This is a genomic window from Pseudomonas sp. MDT1-16 (assembly GCF_054898115.1).
On record NZ_CM142717.1, the window covers coordinates 910207 to 929001 of the forward strand.

General features: G+C 58.6%; 13 protein-coding genes. 8 read left to right on the plus strand and 5 right to left on the minus strand.

Annotated features, from left to right (window positions below; all coding sequences use genetic code 11):
- Positions 1–6: 6 nt before the first annotated feature.
- From ACYZT3_RS04040 to cbiE, 5 genes are all read right to left on the minus strand, one after another.
- Positions 7–486, minus strand: a complete 480-nt coding sequence (locus ACYZT3_RS04040) for a copper chaperone PCu(A)C (protein ID WP_282376759.1) — start codon at positions 484–486, stop codon at positions 7–9.
- Between the two features lie 48 nt (positions 487–534).
- Positions 535–933, minus strand: coding sequence for a DUF2946 domain-containing protein (locus ACYZT3_RS04045; protein WP_462031561.1), 399 nt, complete (start codon positions 931–933; stop codon positions 535–537).
- Between the two features lie 209 nt (positions 934–1142).
- On the minus strand, positions 1143–1871 hold the full coding sequence (locus tag ACYZT3_RS04050) for a cobalt-precorrin-6A reductase (protein ID WP_282376761.1): 729 nt from the start codon (positions 1869–1871) through the stop codon (positions 1143–1145).
- Positions 1868–2965: a cobalt-precorrin-5B (C(1))-methyltransferase gene (locus tag ACYZT3_RS04055; RefSeq protein WP_282376762.1), complete on the minus strand. Its 1098-nt coding sequence runs from the start codon at positions 2963–2965 to the stop codon at positions 1868–1870. Before ACYZT3_RS04055 ends, ACYZT3_RS04050 begins: the two co-directional genes overlap by 4 nt.
- A complete protein-coding gene (cbiE, locus tag ACYZT3_RS04060) occupies positions 2958–4169 on the minus strand; it encodes a precorrin-6y C5,15-methyltransferase (decarboxylating) subunit CbiE (RefSeq protein ID WP_462031562.1) in 1212 nt (403 codons plus the stop codon). Before cbiE ends, ACYZT3_RS04055 begins: the two co-directional genes overlap by 8 nt.
- 237 nt (positions 4170–4406) lie before the next feature.
- Here cbiE and ACYZT3_RS04065 point away from each other — a divergent pair, with 237 nt between their 5' ends.
- From ACYZT3_RS04065 to ACYZT3_RS04100, 8 genes are all read left to right on the plus strand, one after another.
- Positions 4407–5072 carry a hypothetical protein gene (locus tag ACYZT3_RS04065; protein WP_462031563.1) on the plus strand — a complete coding sequence of 222 codons (666 nt, stop codon included), beginning with the start codon at positions 4407–4409 and terminating at the stop codon, positions 5070–5072.
- Between the two features lie 158 nt (positions 5073–5230).
- The gene (locus ACYZT3_RS04070) at positions 5231–6046 is read left to right on the plus strand and encodes a hypothetical protein (RefSeq protein WP_449644976.1); all 816 of its coding nucleotides are present in this window, start codon (positions 5231–5233) and stop codon (positions 6044–6046) included.
- Positions 6047–6098: 52 nt separating this feature from the next.
- Positions 6099–6761: a hypothetical protein gene (locus tag ACYZT3_RS04075; protein WP_462031564.1), complete on the plus strand. Its 663-nt coding sequence runs from the start codon at positions 6099–6101 to the stop codon at positions 6759–6761.
- 165 nt (positions 6762–6926) lie between these two features.
- The gene (gene cobG, locus ACYZT3_RS04080; protein ID WP_462031565.1) at positions 6927–8225 is read left to right on the plus strand and encodes a precorrin-3B synthase; all 1299 of its coding nucleotides are present in this window, start codon (positions 6927–6929) and stop codon (positions 8223–8225) included.
- Complete coding sequence (locus ACYZT3_RS04085; RefSeq protein ID WP_449644973.1) at positions 8218–8844, plus strand: precorrin-8X methylmutase; 627 nt, start codon at positions 8218–8220, stop codon at positions 8842–8844. The genes cobG and ACYZT3_RS04085 overlap by 8 nt, the downstream gene beginning before the upstream one ends.
- Positions 8844–9575 carry a precorrin-2 C(20)-methyltransferase gene (locus ACYZT3_RS04090; RefSeq protein WP_462032335.1) on the plus strand — a complete coding sequence of 244 codons (732 nt, stop codon included), beginning with the start codon at positions 8844–8846 and terminating at the stop codon, positions 9573–9575. The genes ACYZT3_RS04085 and ACYZT3_RS04090 overlap by 1 nt, the downstream gene beginning before the upstream one ends.
- Positions 9575–11260, plus strand: a complete 1686-nt coding sequence (gene cobJ / locus ACYZT3_RS04095) for a precorrin-3B C(17)-methyltransferase (protein WP_462031566.1) — start codon at positions 9575–9577, stop codon at positions 11258–11260. The genes ACYZT3_RS04090 and cobJ overlap by 1 nt, the downstream gene beginning before the upstream one ends.
- 356 nt (positions 11261–11616) lie before the next feature.
- Positions 11617–18690 carry a TcdA/TcdB pore-forming domain-containing protein gene (locus ACYZT3_RS04100; protein ID WP_462031567.1) on the plus strand — a complete coding sequence of 2358 codons (7074 nt, stop codon included), beginning with the start codon at positions 11617–11619 and terminating at the stop codon, positions 18688–18690.
- The last annotated feature ends 105 nt before the right edge of the window (positions 18691–18795 follow it).

The window sequence follows — 18795 nt, forward strand, 5'->3', positions numbered from 1 at the left end:
TGCCGATTACTGAGCGTGCACGTGCGTTTGCATACCGTCCGGCGCCTTTTTCTGCACCGCGATTTCGACCGTCACGTCGCCGGACTTCTCGAAATGCATCGTCAGCGGGAAGCGTTTGCCGTCGCTCAACAGGCTGCGGTCTTTCAATTCCAGCAGCATCACGTGGTAGGCCATCGGCGCAAAAGTGACTTCGCCGCCGGCCGGGATTTCGACACTCGGCACCTGCTGCATTTTCATCAGGTCGTTTTGCATGACATGCTCATGCAGTTGAGCAATGCCTGCAATCGGCGTGTCGACGCTGAGCAGGCGGTCAGAGGTTTTGCCTGTGTTCTGAATGACAAAATAGGCCGCTACGGTTGGCGCGTTGGGCGGCAACTCTTGCGACCAGGGATGAGCGATTTCCAGCTCCCCGGCCTTGTATTCGTGAGCATTGGCAAAACAGGCAGGCAGCAGCAACACAGCCAGAACGATGAGTTTGTTCAACATGGCAGTTCTCCAGAACGATTCAAAACGCAGGTCAATTGCGAGAAGGAATCACACCAGAGGGGACGCACGGGGGTTGAGGCTCGGCCATTGCTGGCGCGGTGTCGGTGTATCGAGAGAGGCGGTGGGCAGGCTTCGATTGGCATCGAAGTGAGCGAAATACAGCTGCGGCACATGCCCGGGCAACGCCACCAACGGCGCGGAACCTGAGCAACACCAGCAATGTTGCATGTTGGAATGATCGTCGTTTTGCGGGGCTTTCTGTTCGATGTCGCCCAGGGAAATCGCCACCAACTTCGTGCCGCTGGAGGAACAGAAACTGCCCCACAACAACTGCTCGGCAGGCGACTTCGCCGTCTGTGCCATCGCTCCGGTCATCGGCATGGCGAGCATGTTGAACAGCACTGCGAAGCAGGCGATCCAGGCAATTGCGAGCCGTTGTCGGGACATGGGACAAATCCGGTTGGGTGGGCGATCAGGCGCGGCTATTTAGCCTGATCAGGGCCGATAAGTAAAAAAGCAGCGTGCGGTGTGGTGTCGCAGTGTCCTCAGAGAGCAACGGCATGCAAACGCAAACCCAAGGCTTTAATAACGTTCATGATAGTCGCGAATTACGGATTGCCAGTGCCGTGCAGATCAGCCTTCACACCAATTACAGGTTATGTTGTGAGTCCTGCCGTTAGGGCTGCCAACACGTCTTTCACCGACCCGAACTCCCGATCAACCCCCGGCAATACCGGCCGCTGCAAAACAATCACCGGCACCCCACGCTCCCGTGCCACTTCCAGTTTGGGCTCGGTCGCCGTGCTACCGCTGTTCTTGCTGATCAGTACATCAATCTGCCGACGCTCAAACAACTCACGTTCATCCTCGATCAGAAACGGCCCGCGCGCACCGATGACTTCGCAGCGCACATTGCCCGGGTAAACGTCCAGTGCACGCAAGGTCCAGAACTGCTCTGGCGGGATTTCATGCAAGTGCAGCAACGGTTCGCGGCCGAGGGTGAACAGCGGTCGGCGAAAGGGTATCAGGGTTTCGATCAGTTCGGCCCAATCGCTGACCTCCCGCCAGTCATCGCCGGCCTGTGGCTGCCAGGCAGGACGCCGTAACGCCCAGCACGCAATGCCGCTCAACTGTGCGGCAGTGGCGGCGTTCTGGCTGATGTGTGCAGCGTAGGGGTGTGTTGCGTCCAGCAGCAGATCGATCCCTTCATCGCGGATGAACTGCGCCAGGCCTTCGGCACCGCCATAGCCGCCAACACGAACCTGACAGGTCAAATCGGTCGGCACGCGACCGACACCGGCCAGGCTATAGATGTGTTCTGGCCCCAGGGTACGAGCGATGGCCAAGGCTTCTGTCACGCCACCGAGCAACAACACACGCTTCATTGAAAAGCGCCCGCATGGCCGACAATCGCGCCTTGGCGATCGATGGCAAACACTTCGACCTGAACCTGCGCCGGTACCACGCTGCGAGCAAAGTCCAGGGCGTGCTGACACACCGCATCACCCAGGGCGATCCCCGCAGCGCTGGCCATCGCCAACGCTTGCTGGCTGGTGTTGGCCTCGCGAATCGCTGATTGCAGCGCCTCATCCGCCCCGACCGCCGCCGCCCATTCGGCCAGTTGCGGCAGGTCGATGCTCGAATGCCGACTGTGCAAATCCATGTGCCCGGCCGCTAGCTTGCTGATCTTGCCGAAGCCGCCGCACAGACTAAGTTTATCCACCGGTACTTTGCGCAGGTGTTTGAGCACGGCGCCGACGAAGTCGCCCATTTCGATCAGGGCGATTTCCGGCAAGTCGTAGACCCGGCGCATGGTGTCTTCGCTGGCATTGCCGGTGCACGCGGCGATGTGCAAGTAACCGTTGGTTTTGGCGACGTCGATGCCTTGATGGATCGAGGCAATGTACGCCGCACAGGAAAATGGCCGGACGATGCCGCTGGTGCCGAGGATCGACAGCCCGCCAAGAATTCCCAGTCGCGGGTTCATGGTTTTCAGCGCCAGGGCTTCGCCGTCCTCGACGTTTATGGTGACCTCGAAGCCGCCCCGGTAATCCAGCTCCTCGGCCAGCAGCGTCAAGTGATCGGTGATCATCTTGCGTGGCACTGGGTTGATCGCCGGCTCGCCGACGCCCAGCACCAGCCCCGGCCGGGTCACCGTGCCGACGCCGCGACCGGCATTGAAGCGAATGCCCGGTCGGGCATTCAGGCGCACGTGGGAGTAGAGCAGGGCACCGTGGGTCACGTCCGGGTCGTCCCCGGCGTCCTTGATCGTTCCGGCCTCGGCGCCGTCGTCCTTCAACCGACAGAACTCCAGGCGCATTTGCACCTGTTTGCCTTTGGGCAGAATGATCTCGACGGCGTCCGCTTCCACGCCACTGAGCAACAGACGAGCCGCCGCAAGGCTGGTGGCGGTGGCGCAGCTGCCGGTGGTCAGGCCACTGCGCAGCGGTGCGGGTTGTTCGGCGGTTTCGTCACGCATCGAAAGGCTTCGTCACTTCCAGCAAGGTAATCGGCAACGCCTGACGCCACGTATCGAAGTCCCCCAACGGTTGCGCCTGAGCGATATGAATGCGCGTCAGCTCGCCGCCGTGCTGCTCGCGCCAGGTCATCAAGGTCATTTCACTTTGCAACGTGACCGCGTTGGCGATCAGTCGGCCGCCGGGTTTGAGTTCGGCCCAGCACGTGTCGAGCACGCCCTCGCGGGTGACGCCGCCACCGATGAAAATCGCGTCCGGACGCTCGAGCCCGGCCAAGGCTTGCGGCGCACTGCCGCGAATCAATTGAAGGCCGGGGACGCCGAGGGCATCGCGGTTGTGTTCGATCAACAACTGCCGCCCTTCATCGGCTTCGATGGCCAGCGCCCGGCAACTGGGGTGAGCGCGCATCCATTCAATGCCGATTGAGCCGCTGCCGGCGCCGACATCCCAGAGCACTTCGCCGGGCGTTGGGGCGAGACGGGCCAGGGTGATGGCGCGCACATCACGTTTGGTCAGTTGACCGTCATGTTTGAACGCCGAATCCGGCAGGCCGGCCAACCGCGACAAACGTGGGGTGTTGGCATCGGCCAGACACTCGACGGCGATCACGTTGAGATCGGCAATGGCCGGGTCGTTCCAGTCGTTGGCGGTGCTGTCGACGCGGCGTTCAGCAGTGCCACCCAAATGTTCCAGAACGCTCAATCGGCTCGAGCCGAATCCACGCTCGCGCAACAGCGCTGCGACAGCTGCCGGACTCTGACCGTCATTGCTCAGTAACAACAGGCGTACGCCGCTAAACAGATGGGCATTGAGCGCCGCCAACGGTCGCGCAACCAGCGACAACGTCGCCACATCCTGCATAGGCCAGCCCAGTCGGGCTGCCGCCAGCGAGCAGGAGGACGGCGCGGGCAGGACCAGCATTTCTGCACTTGGCACCTGACGCGCAAGGCTGGCCCCGACGCCATAGAACATCGGATCACCGCTGGCCAGCACGCACACCGCTTCGCCGCGCCGCTCCAGCACCGGCGCGAGAGAGAACGGGCTCGGCCACAATTGGCGTTCGCCACGAATGCACACCGGCAGCAAGTCCAGCTGGCGCTGGCCGCCGACGATTCGTGAGGCGCCCATCAGCGCGCGCCGGGCATTTTTACCAAGACCTTTAAAGCCGTCTTCAGCGATGCCTACAACCGTCAGCCAAGGGGTCATGCCGTTCCTCATCACGCGTTTATCGTTAAGGGGCGGCATGATAGCGCGGCTTCCTCGAACTGACTGCTTTCCATTTTTCAAGTGCTACCAGACATCAAATGTCGATGTTGTTTCTTTAGAAGTTTTTATTTTATTGGTAGGTTGTTTTTGCATGACGTACAGCCTGTATCTCTAAGGGGTGTGCGTACATTAATAGGTAATTGCCAGGAAGGCAGATAATCAATTATGGATATACATATGAACGACACGCTGCAACAAACCCATCAGCTCTCTGAAGAAAGTAGTTCAACCGTACTCGGTAGTAATTTGTTGGCATTTCTTTCCGGACTGACCCAGCAGGATAAGCAGTACATCAAGGACAGCATGCGCTGGGCGGAGTATCGCGCTGACCTTCGCCATAGCAGGAATCGCGAACCTGGACCTTGGTTCGAGTTTTACTCGGGGACACTTTGGTCTGCGGGTTGGGGGTTGGAGCACGACCCCGTGATAATTGTCGAGAAGGACTTTTCCGGTGACTTGCTGGGCAGTTGGTCGAAGTCCTTGTCTACGCAGTTAAGCAGGGTAAAGATCAAACAGATGACAGAGACTTTTCAACTGCTCGAGCACAACACTGCGGGGCTTGATTTGTTCGCGGACAGTGCGCGGCAGTGGGGCGATTTCCGTTTTTCACCAGCGCAGTACAATCGCCATAACGAGCTTGAGATAGTGATCAGTAACGTTCGCTTGCTCAATGCCAACTGGGTTTCCACTTATCTGTTCTGGGATGTGGAGCACTCAAGATCGCAACTTGACATTCAATCTCGGCGATTCGTGATCACGCCACGACAGATGGATAAGTACCGAGCAGAATTGAGCGCGTCAGTCAAAGAAATGCGGATGAGGGAGATCGAGTTGACGAGATGAAGTCTGGGGCGAATTCGTTGTCGTGTGAGTATGCGTGACCCAGTCGGTGGTTGCTCTGAAATGATTTGAATCTGTTGTAAGTTGATTAAGTTGTGCTTGGAAGTTAGTTTGAATTTACGCCATGGAGGCGTTTAAAAAAACTAAAAGGAATCACTGTTATGACCCTGTTGTCCAGTCAAGTAACTTCTGCGGCTCAACGTATTGCATTAATTGAAGAGTGCAATAAGCTCATTTCTGCGCAGCCAGTACCGCGTTCGCTGAGAGTGTCCTCCAGCGCCAACTTGCCCATCGACAAGGACGAACTGAATGCGGCCATCATGGGTACAGGTATCGCTGGTTTTGATGCGAGCATGTCCAAGCGAAGCAAGCGTATTGTCAAGAATACTTATATGTACGCAGATCTGGTTGCCTTGCTTAAATACCCGAGTGCCAGTCAGAAAGAACAGCGTTACAACGAGTTCATGAGGCTTATGAAACTGTCGGGCTGGTTTGCCTTTAGTCAACCTTATAATCGCTACAAGGCAACTTCCCAAAAACTGACCATGGATAATCTTGCGCTTTCTGTTCTCCATACAGCGCTGGCCGCAGCGGTGGGGCAGGGCGCAGCGGTACTGAAAGTGCTTTCGGATGTGGCCGACGCCACCATGGAGGCGCTGAAGGATGAGCCTGAAGCGTTGACACTTTTTGAACGTAACTCGAAGAAGGCCGAGGGCGGTAATTTCTGCATGTCCAGTGCTGTGGAGGACGCTGACGGTACTGTCACCATGGCCATTGCTGCTGTGCAGTACATTGCCGCGGCTCAGCCGACCAAAGTGCTGTTTGTGGAATGGACTTCTTCCAGTGTCGAGATTTTCAACGGATCAGCCACTATGACTATGGACGAAGAAGACTACTTGATGGTCGAACCACTGATCGTCAAGGCATTGACCGAGCAGCGTGAAAAAGCGCTGAGCTATGAGTTTGGCGCAGCCTGAATTTCATTGAAGTCAGGGGTGTAAGCCTCTGACTTTTATTAGGGAGGTATCAATGAACGCAGGTGTTGGCTTTAAAACTTTCATATGCGCTGGTGCGGTCATTCTGGTCGCGGATGAATTGCCGGAATCGGACAGGCACGACGGTCTTGACGCGCTGCTCTACTCTCAAACAGTCGCTTCTCATAAGGTTCCCGATTTCTCGGAGATCGAGCCCTGGGCTCACGCCAACAAGATGGCGATGAGAGTGACGGGCGCAATGCTGCTGGGCAATCCGAATGTAAGTCTTCCTGTGCCGATGCCCGGAAGTTTTACCTTGGTCGAGTTAATGCAACAGATTCCGCGTCAGTGGATGCCTGTAGCGACTGCAAATGCGCTGGATACAAGTCTAAAGCTTTTGTCTGGTCAGGCATCTGCCGCTCTCGCGAGTGAAGTGCTGCAACAGCATGTTTTGCACAAAGGGAGATGGATACGGTTCACCTTCGGTTTCATCACTCAAGGTCTCGCCATAACGACGGTGGTAATAGCTTTCGAGTTCGATGAAGTTATTGTCGGTAATCTTCTTTGCCATCGTTTCAATACTGAAAAAATCCTGGGTAACGTGTCGGTCGATGGTTACAAGGCTCTGTTAGATCCCGAGGACTACGACCTTTCCAGGGCAAAGGTCGTTTCATTATTGGGCGCTCGGCGCCAGGAGCAGATCATCGCGTTAATTTGAGGCATTACTCCGGGTTCAGCTGCCTGCGACGCGCATATCGCCGGGTCGACCGGCCGTTCCGACGGGCAGACTTTTCATGCTGCCGGACAAAGCAGGCATAATACCGCGCTTCGTCCGCGAAGCGCTCTTCCCACATTGCCGGTCACCCCTTTGAACGAACGCCCGATGTCCACCGCCATCCGCCCCTCGGCCTGTCCGGGGTTGCTGCGTATCGTCCAGGCGCTGGACGGCGGGATCTGCCGGATCAAGCTCAATGGCGGTTCGATCACGGCAGATCAGGCTGACGCAGTGGCGGATGCCGCCGAGCGTTTCGCCGGCGGGGCCATCGAGGCGACCAACCGGGCCAATCTGCAGATTCGCGGGATCGGCCAGCAATCCGCGCTGCTGATCGAGGACCTGCTGGCCGCCGGCCTCGGGCCGCAAACCGCCGCCGGCGACGATGTTCGCAACCTGATGCTCAGTCCGGCCGCCGGGATTGACCGGCAGATGCACTTCGACACCTGCACACTTGCCGAGCAGATCCTCGACACCCTGCAGAGCCATCCGCGTTTCCATGAACTGAGCGCCAAGTTCGCCGTGCAACTGGATGGCGGTGAGGCCTTGGCCATGCTCGAACATCCGCACGACGTGTGGCTGTCGGCGTTCGAACACAATGCTGAAACCTTGCTGGCATTCGGTCTGGCCGGTTGCCCGAGCGATCGACCGTTGGCAGCAGTGAAGCTTGAAGAAGGGCATGCGTTGGTGGTGGCAGTGCTGGAGTTGTTCCTTGAACTGGCACGGCCGCAGCAGACGCGGATGCGCCATCTGCTCGACGAATACCCGACGGCGGTGTTCCTCGAAAGACTCGGACAACGGGTGTCGCTGCAATCCGTCAGTAGTTGGCAACGCACGCCAGTGCCGGAGGATCTGCACATCGGCGTTCATCCGCAGAACAATGCTGCACTGTTCTACGTCGGCGCGGTGCCACCCCTCGGTCGTCTCGATCCGGCAACCCTGCGTGGTGTCGCACAACTGGCGCGCCAATTTGGTGACGGCAGTCTGCGCTTCACTCCCTGGCAAAGCCTGTTATTGCCCAACGTGAGTGAGGCCGACGCTGTTGAAGTCGTCCACAATCTGCAACGGCTGAACCTGTTGACCCAGGCCACTGAACCGCTGTCCCGGCTGATCGCTTGCACCGGTTCCAACGGCTGCGGCAAAGGCCTGGCCGATACCAAGCGTGATGCACGTCATCTGGCGACTTTGCTGTCACAAGCACTCAACGTACATCTGTCCGGTTGTCCGCGTTCCTGTGCCGCCGCGCATCGCGCTCCAGTGACGTTGCTGGCGGTCAGCCCCGGTCACTACGACCTCTATTTTCGCGACGCAGCGCAGCCGGGTTTCGGCGCGCTGCACGCACGCAACCTTACTATTGAAGCGGTCGCAGCCTTGCTCGACGCCCGCTCACGGAGCCCCCTTGATGCTTGATTACATCCGCGACGGTCAGGAGATCTATCGCAACTCCTTCGCGATCATTCGTGCCGAGGCCAACCTCGAGCGTATTCCGGCCGACCTGGAAAAACTCGCGGTCCGTGTGATCCATGCTTGCGGCATGGTCGACGCCATCGACGGCCTGCAATTTTCCGAAGGCGCGGGCAAGGCCGGGCGTGATGCGCTGGCCGCCGGTGCGCCGATTCTGTGCGATGCGCGGATGGTCAGCGAAGGTGTGACCCGTGCGCGTTTGCCAGCCAACAACCCAGTGATTTGCACCCTGCGCGACGACAGCGTTCCGGAACTGGCTCGTGAGCTGGGCAACACCCGTTCCGCCGCTGCGCTGGAGCTATGGCGTCCGCATCTGGAAGGCAGCGTGGTGGTGATCGGCAACGCGCCGACCGCACTGTTTTATCTGTTGGAAATGCTCGACGCCGGCGCACCGAAACCGGCGCTGATTCTCGGCTTCCCGGTGGGCTTCGTCGGTGCCGCCGAATCCAAGGCGATGCTTGCGGCGGACAGTCGCGGTGTGCCTTTCGTCATCATGCAAGGCCGGTTGGGCGGCAGCGCCATGGCCGCCGCCGCCGTCAATGCCCTCGCTACGGAGATCGAATGATGCAGCAACCTGGACGTTTGATCGGTCTTGGCGTCGGCCCCGGTGATCCGGAACTGATTACCGTCAAAGCCCTGCGCCTGCTGCGCGAATCGCCGGTGGTGGCGTACTTCGTCGCCAAGGGCAAAAAAGGCAACGCCTTCGGCATCGTCGAGGCGCACTTGCAGGACGCGCAAACGCTGCTGCCGCTGGTGTATCCGGTGACCACCGAAGCGTTGCCGGCGCCGCTGTCGTATGAACAAGTGATCAGCGATTTCTACGATGCGGCCGGCGAAGAACTTGCCGCGCACCTGGACGCTGGCCGTGACGTGGCGGTGATCTGCGAAGGCGATCCGTTCTTCTACGGCTCCTACATGTACCTGCATGATCGTCTGGCCGAGCGCTATGACGCCGAAGTCGTGCCGGGTGTCTGCTCGATGCTCGGCGGTGCTTCGGTGCTGGGCGCACCGCTGGTGTATCGCAATCAGAGTTTGTCGGTCCTGTCGGGTGTATTGCCCGCCGACGATCTCAAGCGCCGTCTGGCCGATGCCGATGCTGCTGTGATCATGAAGCTGGGGCGCAACTTTCCCAAGGTCCGTCAGGTGCTTGAAGAACTCGGGCTGGCGGAACGTGCGCTGTACGTTGAACGCGCGACCATGGCCAATCAGAAAATTGTCCCGCTGGATCAGGTCGAGCCGATGTCGTCGCCTTACTTCTCACTGATCATTGTTCCCGGTGAAAGGTGGCAAGGCTGATGTCCCGTCCAGTTCCCGCGATTGTCATTCTCGGCAATGGCAGCCTCGCGACCGCGCGCAAGATTGCGCTGCTATACCCTGGCGCATTGATTCATGGTCTGGCCGAACGGGTGGAAGGCGCGGACCGCGTCTATCACGAATTCGGCGCGACCCTGCGTGAGCTTTATCAACAGGACACGCCGATTATCGCGCTGTGCGCGGCGGGTATCGTCATTCGCACGTTGGCGCCGCTGTTGCTGGAAAAAGGCGCCGAACCGCCAGTCCTGGCCGTGGCCGAAGACGGCAGCGCCGTGGTGCCGCTGCTCGGTGGCCTAGGCGGGGTGAACGTCATGGCGCGGGAAATCGGCGCCGGGTTGCAAGTCGCGGCCGCGATTACCACCAGCGGCGAATTGCGTTTCGGCACCTGCCTGCTCAATCCGCCCAGCGGTTACGCGCTGGGCGATCTGGAGTCGGGCAAGCGTTTCGTTTCCGATCTACTTGCCGGACACAGCGTGCGCATTGAGGGCGCCGCGCCGTGGCTGGATCAGGCGCAGCTGCCGGAAGATCCCCAGGCGCAGCGCTCGATCCATGTCGGCAGCGCCGAGCGTGAGGCGAGCGCCAATGAATTGCTGATCTATCCTCGCAGCGTTGCGGTGGCGGTGTGTGCCGGGGTGGCGGATCTGCCGGATACGATTCGCGCGGCGTTGCAGCAGGCAAAAGTGGCGGTGCAGTCGTTGGCTTGTCTCGTGGCGGCTGAGGATGAGATGGCGAGTCCGGCATTGCGTGAGGCGGCGCTGGAGCTGGGTGTGCCGCTGCGGTTTGTCACCTCCGTGAGCGACCTGGGCACGCTCGATATGACGATCATTGCGACGGCCCACGACATTACGATAGCCGTGGCCGAACAGCCGCTGGACGTGACGCAAATCGGCCGCCCGCGCGGACGGCTGGCGGTGATCGGGCTCGGTCCCGGTGCCGCCGAACTGATGGTGCCCGCCGTGAAAGCCGAACTGGCACGGGCCACCGACGTGCTCGGCTACGAAACCTACGTGCGCATGGCCGGGCCGTTCCGCGAAGATCAGGTGCTGCATTGCACCGACAACCGCGAAGAAATGCAGCGCGCCCGTCACGCCTTCGAGTTGGCGGCGCAAGGCCGTTCGGTGATTGTGGTTTCGTCCGGTGACCCTGGCGTGTTCGCCATGGCGGCGGCGGTGCTGGAGGCGTTGCACGAATCGAGTGAGCCGAGTTGGCACAGCGTCGATCTGGAAATCCTGCCCGGCGTGTCCGCCTCGCTCGCCACCGCCGCCCAGGCCGGTGCGCCGCTGGGCCACGATTTCTGCGTGATGTCGCTGTCGGACAACCTCAAACCCTGGTCGATCATCGAGAAGCGCCTGGATCTGGCCGCTGAAGCCGATCTGGCGCTGGCCTTCTATAACCCGATTTCCCGTGCGCGGCCATGGCAACTGGGCCAGGCGTTGGAAATCGTCGGCCGGCATCGCACGTCGGAAACGGTCGTGGTGCTGGGCCGCGACATTGGCCGTCCTGGCCAGTCGCTGCGGGTTACCACGCTCGGCGAACTGACCCCCGATCAGGTCGACATGCGCACCATGGTGCTGATCGGCTCTTCCACCACCTGCGTGTTCCCTCGCGCCGAGGGTGGAAACTGGGTGTACACCCCGCGTTGGTATGGCGTTAAACCCGCCTCCTGAGATCGGGCGGCCCTTTGCAGGGCCGCTGCACTGGATCGTATCCCGTCGACTCTCGAATCTCTCTGATTCACCCTTTTGGCAGCCGTTTCCTACTGTTGTTGTGGGTTTGTTATTTGCCCAAATTTCAATTCTTATAATTGGACATACAAAGAGCGTGGGTTGTAATGCGTGAAGTATAAAGCACTCGCACCTCGACGCCGTTGGGTTGAGTCTTATTTATAGGGTTGTGAGGTAAGCAGTTGATATAGGTTTTTCCCTTGTTCTGACATTAATTGAATTCCTTGCGAGTTGATGGGTTGTGCAAGTTGACGTTATTTTTTGAATAACACGTTTGCTCAATGAAAAAGGATATTCAATTGAAAAGTGCAGAGGCAGAGGGGCTGGTCGGTCGGGATTTTTCTAAATCTGTTGATAGAGCCAAGTTGGAGTTGGTCCTGACGCGCCAGTTAAATGCGGAACTTCAAGGCAAGGCGCTGCGTTACTACGTAGGTGCTGTCACGGCCTCCAGTCTGTCCGAACAGCTGACGGCGGTCAGTTTGCTCAAGGAAATGATCGAATCAACTCCAGCCAATGCCTCGACGACCCAACTGCAACAACTTCGAGCCACTCTGGCGGATTACCATACTCGCTTGACCACCACCGTGGAGTTGTTGAGTACTGCCAAAGCCGTACCCAAAAAACTGCACTTTGTCTGGGTGGGAGGAGGTATAGGGGCAATCCAGGGTGATTACATCAATGTCTGGAAGCAGATGGCGGGGCCTGATGGGTACAGCCTTAATCTCTGGTACGACAGTGACGCGCTGCTGGCCCATGAAACCCATCGAGTCATTGTCGAATCGGCCAAGGCCCTGGGGGCCATGTCTGTCCCTGAAGGCAAGGCAGATACCCCTGCTGCGCTGGCTGATCGTTATATCGAACGAGCGCGCGTGCTGCGTCAGCAGATGTTCGAACATATCCAACAGGTCACTGGTGCGGGTGGAAGTGCCGACCAAGCGCGAATCGATCTTTTGGTGAGCGCCTATGGCCAGGATGAACAGGCGCTCAAGGCACTCAAGTCACGCAACGTGCAGTCCCTGGAGGCTGTAGAACGCAACGGGATTTTGCTTCGCGACATCCGCACGCGGTTATCCGATCAACCGTTGTTCGATATTTATGAGCGCGAAATCTCCTTTCGCGCCAATTTGGCAGCGGCATCGGATATCACGCGTTTGCAGGTTGTGAATCTCGAAAGCGGTACCTACCTTGATGCGGATCTGCTGCCGTCCTTGCATAAAAAAATCGGTGGCGTGGATCTCACCGGTTTCGATGCCGAGGAGCGCATCGGCGTTATGCAGGTCTTGCTTGATCATAATCCGCAGATCCTTCCGAACCGCGGCTCGCACTATGCAGATCTACGTCACCAGATACCTGAGCAGTACAGAGAGGCGTTGGTAGACTTCGCCAAAAAAGTATCTTCAGTGCGGGATATTTTTGCACCGTTCGGTGACGTCATGGTTTCTGAAGGTGGGCTGCGTGTCGGTAACAAGAACAGTCCTGATCTGGCGGCAAATTCAATCGTCCCCTTCAACGGTCTTTCCAATGCATTGTTGAGTGGCCACGCAGGCTCTGCAGCGATTGCCGGGGTCATGGAAAAGATCCGCAAGAACTACGCGTTCCTAGACCGCGTGCTGGAACAGGCACAAATAGCTTACGTATCGCTTCAGGATCGCCAGGCGTTTACCGATCTGATTATTGGTGAGTGGGAGAAGCAGCACGGGCCGATATCAGACTGGGAGGGAGACCTGCGTACACTCAATAGCTTTTTACCGGCAGTCGCTGGCTACGATGCCGACGGCATCAAGTTCGGCGCCCAATCGGCCATTGTCATGAGCGGCCCATCGGCGGTGTCGAGCGGACTGAGTGATTTCGTCATTCACCATGGAGTTGCGAGTGCCCGCCAACTAGTCAGTGACAGGGTCAATCTGTTTGACGGTTTTAATCTGGCAACCGAAGAGGAGACCCACCACAGCTGGAAAGACAACGCCAAGACGGAAACTGCATGGTTCGAACTTGAAACAAAAAAGATCGAGGAAGGTGCCTATAACCTACGTTACAAGGGCAATGTAAATGAATTGCTTGAAGGTCAGACCCTTACTCTCGAGAAAGGCTGGCCCGTCATAGAAGGCCGGCCGGTGTTGATGACGGCTGTACTGCAACAGTTGATGGATGATCTGGGCGAGCCGTTGATCCAGGCGATGCGAAGCAAGATCAGCGGCGAGATGGTGCTCAACAAACCGTTGAACCTCAGCTTCGACCAACGCCAGCAGATCCTTGCCCAACCCGTCAGCGAACTCCCGCCGTCCCTCGGTGCAGAGCAAGCCGCGAACCTCAACGAGTTGTTCGTCCGTCTCGAACACGGTTCGCTACCTATCGAACAATTGAGCCCGCTGCAGCGCGTTGTGCTGGGCGGTCTGTTCGGCGTCCAGAGCCTCGATGCCACGGGTTTTGCCAACGCCTGGCAAGACGCGCTCAAGCTGGCCCGGGAAACCGCTGAAGGCGGGGTGTTTGCCCGTTACGCGATGATCGAGAAAACCCTGCACCAACACAAGGCTGCGGCATTCGAAGCAGGTCTTGCGCAGGGTGGCGTCCCCGGCCTGCAAACGGCGCGGGAGCTGAAGGCACTCGCGTTGACCGAACCCATGAGCTTGAACCAGTGGGGCCAGCGTATCGCGCAAGTCAACAGCACCGCGCAACGGGAATATCACACACAAATCCTCAAGCGTGCTGCGCAGGTTCGTGAACAGTTTTTCCAGGCCGGCGCCCTTTCCGCGCGGCAGTTGCCTCAGGATTTGCTGGCGCGCACACCGGGCGACCCGAGCCGTCGGTGCTACCCACTGACATTGCTCATGGCGGTGGCGCTGAGCAGGGGTGTGAGCGCCGAGCGAACGCTGGTAGGCCGAGTGGCCAGTGCCAGTCTGATGCCCGATGACACCGATTCCCGGGTATTGATGCAGGCTCTGGATGAGTTGCTCGGCGTCGCCATGACCGACGCCGGAACGCCACTGGGAACCCACAGCCTGGAAAAGATTCTGCAGACGCTGCAAGCGAAAAGCACCACGAGCGTGTTGCTGCTCGATACCGGCAATCATGCGTTGCTTCTGGCGAAAGTCGTCGTCGGCGACAGCAGTTTCTATCGTTTCTTTGATCCCAATTTCGCCGTGTATGGATTTGACCAGGTGCAGTCGCTGAAGCAGGGCATTGAGCGCTACCTGAGTCATGGCAACGCCGAATTGGCCAGGTTGTACGGCCTGTCTGCCACCCCGTCATTCAACGTCATCGAACTCAATCCTGCGGCCATTGCCGACAGGATCCTGCCATCAGAAGTGCAGGTGGGCAGCTTCCTGAATGACGGACCGGTTGCGTCCGGTCAGACCGCCACAATATGGGAACGACAGGCTGCTCAGCGCACGCGCTCGCTGTCGGAAAACGCCCGGATGGGGGCCAGTCTGGCGCAACTGGACGGGCGTTTCTGGGCACGTGAATTCGATGAGGCGACCCGCCGTTTGCGCAGCGAACATGAACTGGGGCGTGAATTCTTGCCATTGCTGGAGACGGTTCAGGGCAGTCCGGAGACGGGTTATACGTTGACGATGGTGGACGCCCGCAATCCCTTGGATGCTGTCAAGGTCACCACCGCCGACTCGCGGTTTATCAAGTTAAAAAAACATATTCGAAGTTTGCTGGAGAGGGTTGCGGGCAACAACACCGGCCCGGTGGAAGCCGACGGTGGCAGCCGCTTGAGTTTTGCCTTCGCCATCCAGACCGTGATCACCGAGATGCGCAACCGTGAGTATCAGGCCGGGGAGGGGCAAGTGCCGGCGCTGGCAGTCGCTCTTCAGGTGCAGGTCTATGTCAGTTATGCCCAGCTGGGCTATGGCGTGGTGAGTGATTCGGTGCAGATCATCAATCTGGTTCGTCAGGTCGCCGCCAGTGAGCAGGCCCTGGCGATACGCCAGTCGTCGCTGTCCGGGCGACTGTTGGGCCGTGCGTCCACGGGGGTAGGAATCGGATTTTCCGTGGTGAACATTGGCTTCGACATCTATGGCCTGGCCGTAGCGAACAACCAGGAGCAACGTTCGCGGCTGGCCACGCAATTGGTATTCGATGTGGCGGCGCTGGGGCTGGATGTCGTTGCACTGGCCGTGGGCGGAACCGTCGGCGCGGCAGCGGCCATCTTGTCGGTGCCGTTGCTGGGCGTGGGCATCGGTGTGACGGCCATCGCCAGTAACCTGGGGCAGATCAGCGACAAGGCCAGGGCCGTGGGCGAGCATTTACGCAAGATCCAGGATGCTTACGGAATCGCCGCTTACACGAGCAAGGACGGGGTCTTGCGCTTCGAACCGGAGGCGGTCATCACTCATCTGGACCTGCCGAAAAAACGCATCGGGTTCGACAGCCAGAAATTCTACCCAATGGTACGCGGAGGTCTGGAGCTGCCGCAGCCCGACACGAATCCCAGGCAGTTGCACCGGGCCATCGACATCCGCCAAGCATTGGAGCTGCCAGACTTCGTCGCGCTGGATCCCGGGATTCCACCGACCCGGACAGTGGTATTGCCGTGTACGCCGATTTGTTACTACGGCTATGAGTACCAACTGGGGTCGGCAGGATTCGATTATGTGCCGAAGGAAGGCGAGTCCGACGTCGAGGCGTCAGACCTTCCTTCGGGAACCTGGTACCCGAGCCTGCACAACAGCACGGTGAGTAAGCTGGAATATGACGAGGAAGGTGAGCGTCGTTTTTACTTCTTTGCCAATACCCCGTTCCCGCACATCCTCTACAAGCTCAATCCGGTCTATAAACCGACGAGGATAGAGGTGACCCTGGACGCTCATGTCCGGCAATTGCTGGTGCCCGAGTTGCCGACGAATTGGAAGAAATGCATTTCCTACGTAATCAGCGGTCACTCGGGTCTCTATCAACTCTGCCTGACTCCCGGGATCGTGGCGGTTGCCTTGAGGAACAGCACTTTCGGCGAGTCGGTCAGCTGGATGATTCGTGCACCATGGGTCAGTGAGAAACAGGTTACGTTGGAGAATACAATCCTGACCATCGACGGCGTCCAGGTCGAGGGTTTCGGAGTCTTGGAAGGGTTCCTCGAACTGGCGAACGGGGAGCTTTTCCGGTTCGACCAAGACCAGCAACATTGGGTGTTGCTGTCCGTCACACTGGACACCGGAACGAACGAGACTGCACTGCCGGCTGCTCTGGCCCGGATTCGCGAGCGGGCGCACGAGAAGCGGCTGGCTTCTGCGTATGTGCCGCTGCACAACGACGAGATCCCGTTCAACGACCGATCCGCACCGGCGTACACCACCGGGTACTACGATGTGGCGCAGGATCGGGTGCTCTACGCACGCAATCTCCCGGCTGCCGCCAATGAGGGCATCGTTCTGGGTGGCGCCAGCGGTCAACACGCCTGGTTCTATCATCCAGACCATCCGACCCTCTGGCGTGTCGATGCGACCACCGGAACGGTCAACCATCGCTATCGCCTGATGAACCCGCAAAGTGGTTCGACAATCATCGGTTGCGAGCAGACCGCAGACGGGAAACTGCGCGTGGTGCAGAAAATGAAGAGGAAACGGACCTACGACTATACGTTGGAGTACCTGATCTGCGATCAGTCCCTGACGTTCGTTGGCATCAATACCTGGGGAACGTTTCGTCACGACCAATTTTTTGGCACCGACGTGGAGGACTGGAGGGATCCGATCGACGCCTTCGGGCAGCCTCATTCCTTTGCGGATGAGACGCCCGGTATGGCTGCATCGATTGCCAACTGGACGTCCGCTCAATTCATTTGCGGGCGTATGTATCTGTGGGAGGAGTTCCAGTATTCGGTCTGGATTCGTCTGCATGACAACCAGTATTTTCGCGATGGCATAGGACTCACTCAGAGAATCATGCTGATGTGGGATCACGTCGATAATGACGCCATGCTTTTCTACGACAAGGAACGCAACGTTCTCTTCCGTGGATTTAGGGATTCGGACGATCCTGACACTTTCCGTGACGAGATTATCGAGAGCGATGTTGAAGAGGTCTCATCCGCTGCCGGCCGCTACATCGCCACCAAGGCCGATGGCCGGCTGTTTGAAATCGAAGTGGACGGCGCACTGACGTTTGTCGGCGTCGGCCAACGCTGGCTCGAGCAGCATCCAGACTGGCTCACGGCGTTACCTGAGTTGGTGAAAGAACATTCGGGTGGGCCGATTCCGATTATTGGCCTGGCCATCGGTTCCGACAGTACCTTCCTCGCGGCGTGGTGCATCGACGGACAGCTTCTGCTGGCGGACATCGGTCATGGCAAAGAGCTGGCGTTGCTCGGGCTGACCCCCGACAGGCAAGCGGGCTGGCTGCTCGATGTTGCAGCAGGGCAGATCTATCGCCAGAGGCTAATTGGGTTTGAAGCCGTTCGGCCAGCCTTTGCCAATGGCGCTCGTGTGCTGCATCCCGAGCACCTGCCGGTCGCGCAAAAAGTCTGGTCTGGCTGGTCGTTTGCCGAGGTGCTGACTGACGGGCAAGGGCTACGGGGGCGAACCCGTGAAGGCGTGAATCTGGAGTTGCTGGACGACCAGCCTGCCCGGATCGTGAGCGTGGAAAATCAATGGTCATCCGTTCACGGTGAGACGACTGAACAGTTGCAGGCGCGTTTGAAAGCACTGATGTCGGGAAATGCCCATGCCTCGGTTCTGCAAGTCGAAAGCTTTCCGGATCGCTACAAGTATTTTGTACCCGAGCTAAACCGTGTATTCGAAGTCTCTGGGCGAGCCGACGGACAGTGGGCGGTGTTCCTTGGAACCCGAAACGAATCGGTGCCGATGCTGTTCGATCCGGTGGACGGGTTGATTTTCGGCCGCGGTACGACAAATGGCATCTGGTTGACGGGCAGTCATGCCAGCAGGGAGGGTGAGGTACTGGTGCTTGAGACGACCGCTGAGGTCACTGACCTGTTGTCTCTGGTTCCGGATCGCGTCGACAAATTGATTCTGGCCTTCGGTTCGCAGGTGCAGACCTATTGCGTGTCCGAGCAGACCTGGCAGCGGCTGGACTGCATTGTCATCGATAACCGGCCTCCTCAGGAGGATCAACTGGCGACCGTGTGTACGCTCGCCCTGGATATGGCCGACAACCAGCGTTTGTTGCTTTGTGTGGCTGAGGGGCATCTGGTGGTTACCGATCCGGACAACGCTCATAGCCTGATAGTGCGTGATGCGGATCCGCAGGATGGAGAATCAAGGATGCCATTGGAAGTCAGCATCAAGCTCCAGGGGCATGACCACAGATTTGGCCTTGAACGATTGCTGGAGATGTTGAAGGACACCCAGGGCGATGCGGGGTATGTCGTGTTGGGCGAAATGATCAAGAAAGCCGCAGGCTCTCAATAGGCCGGCTCTTTCGGACTGCGGGTCTTTTTATCGTATTGATGCACTATCAAGCAAAACAAACTTTTAAGTTTGCGTTTTATTAATCATGTTTTTAGTGGTGTCTTT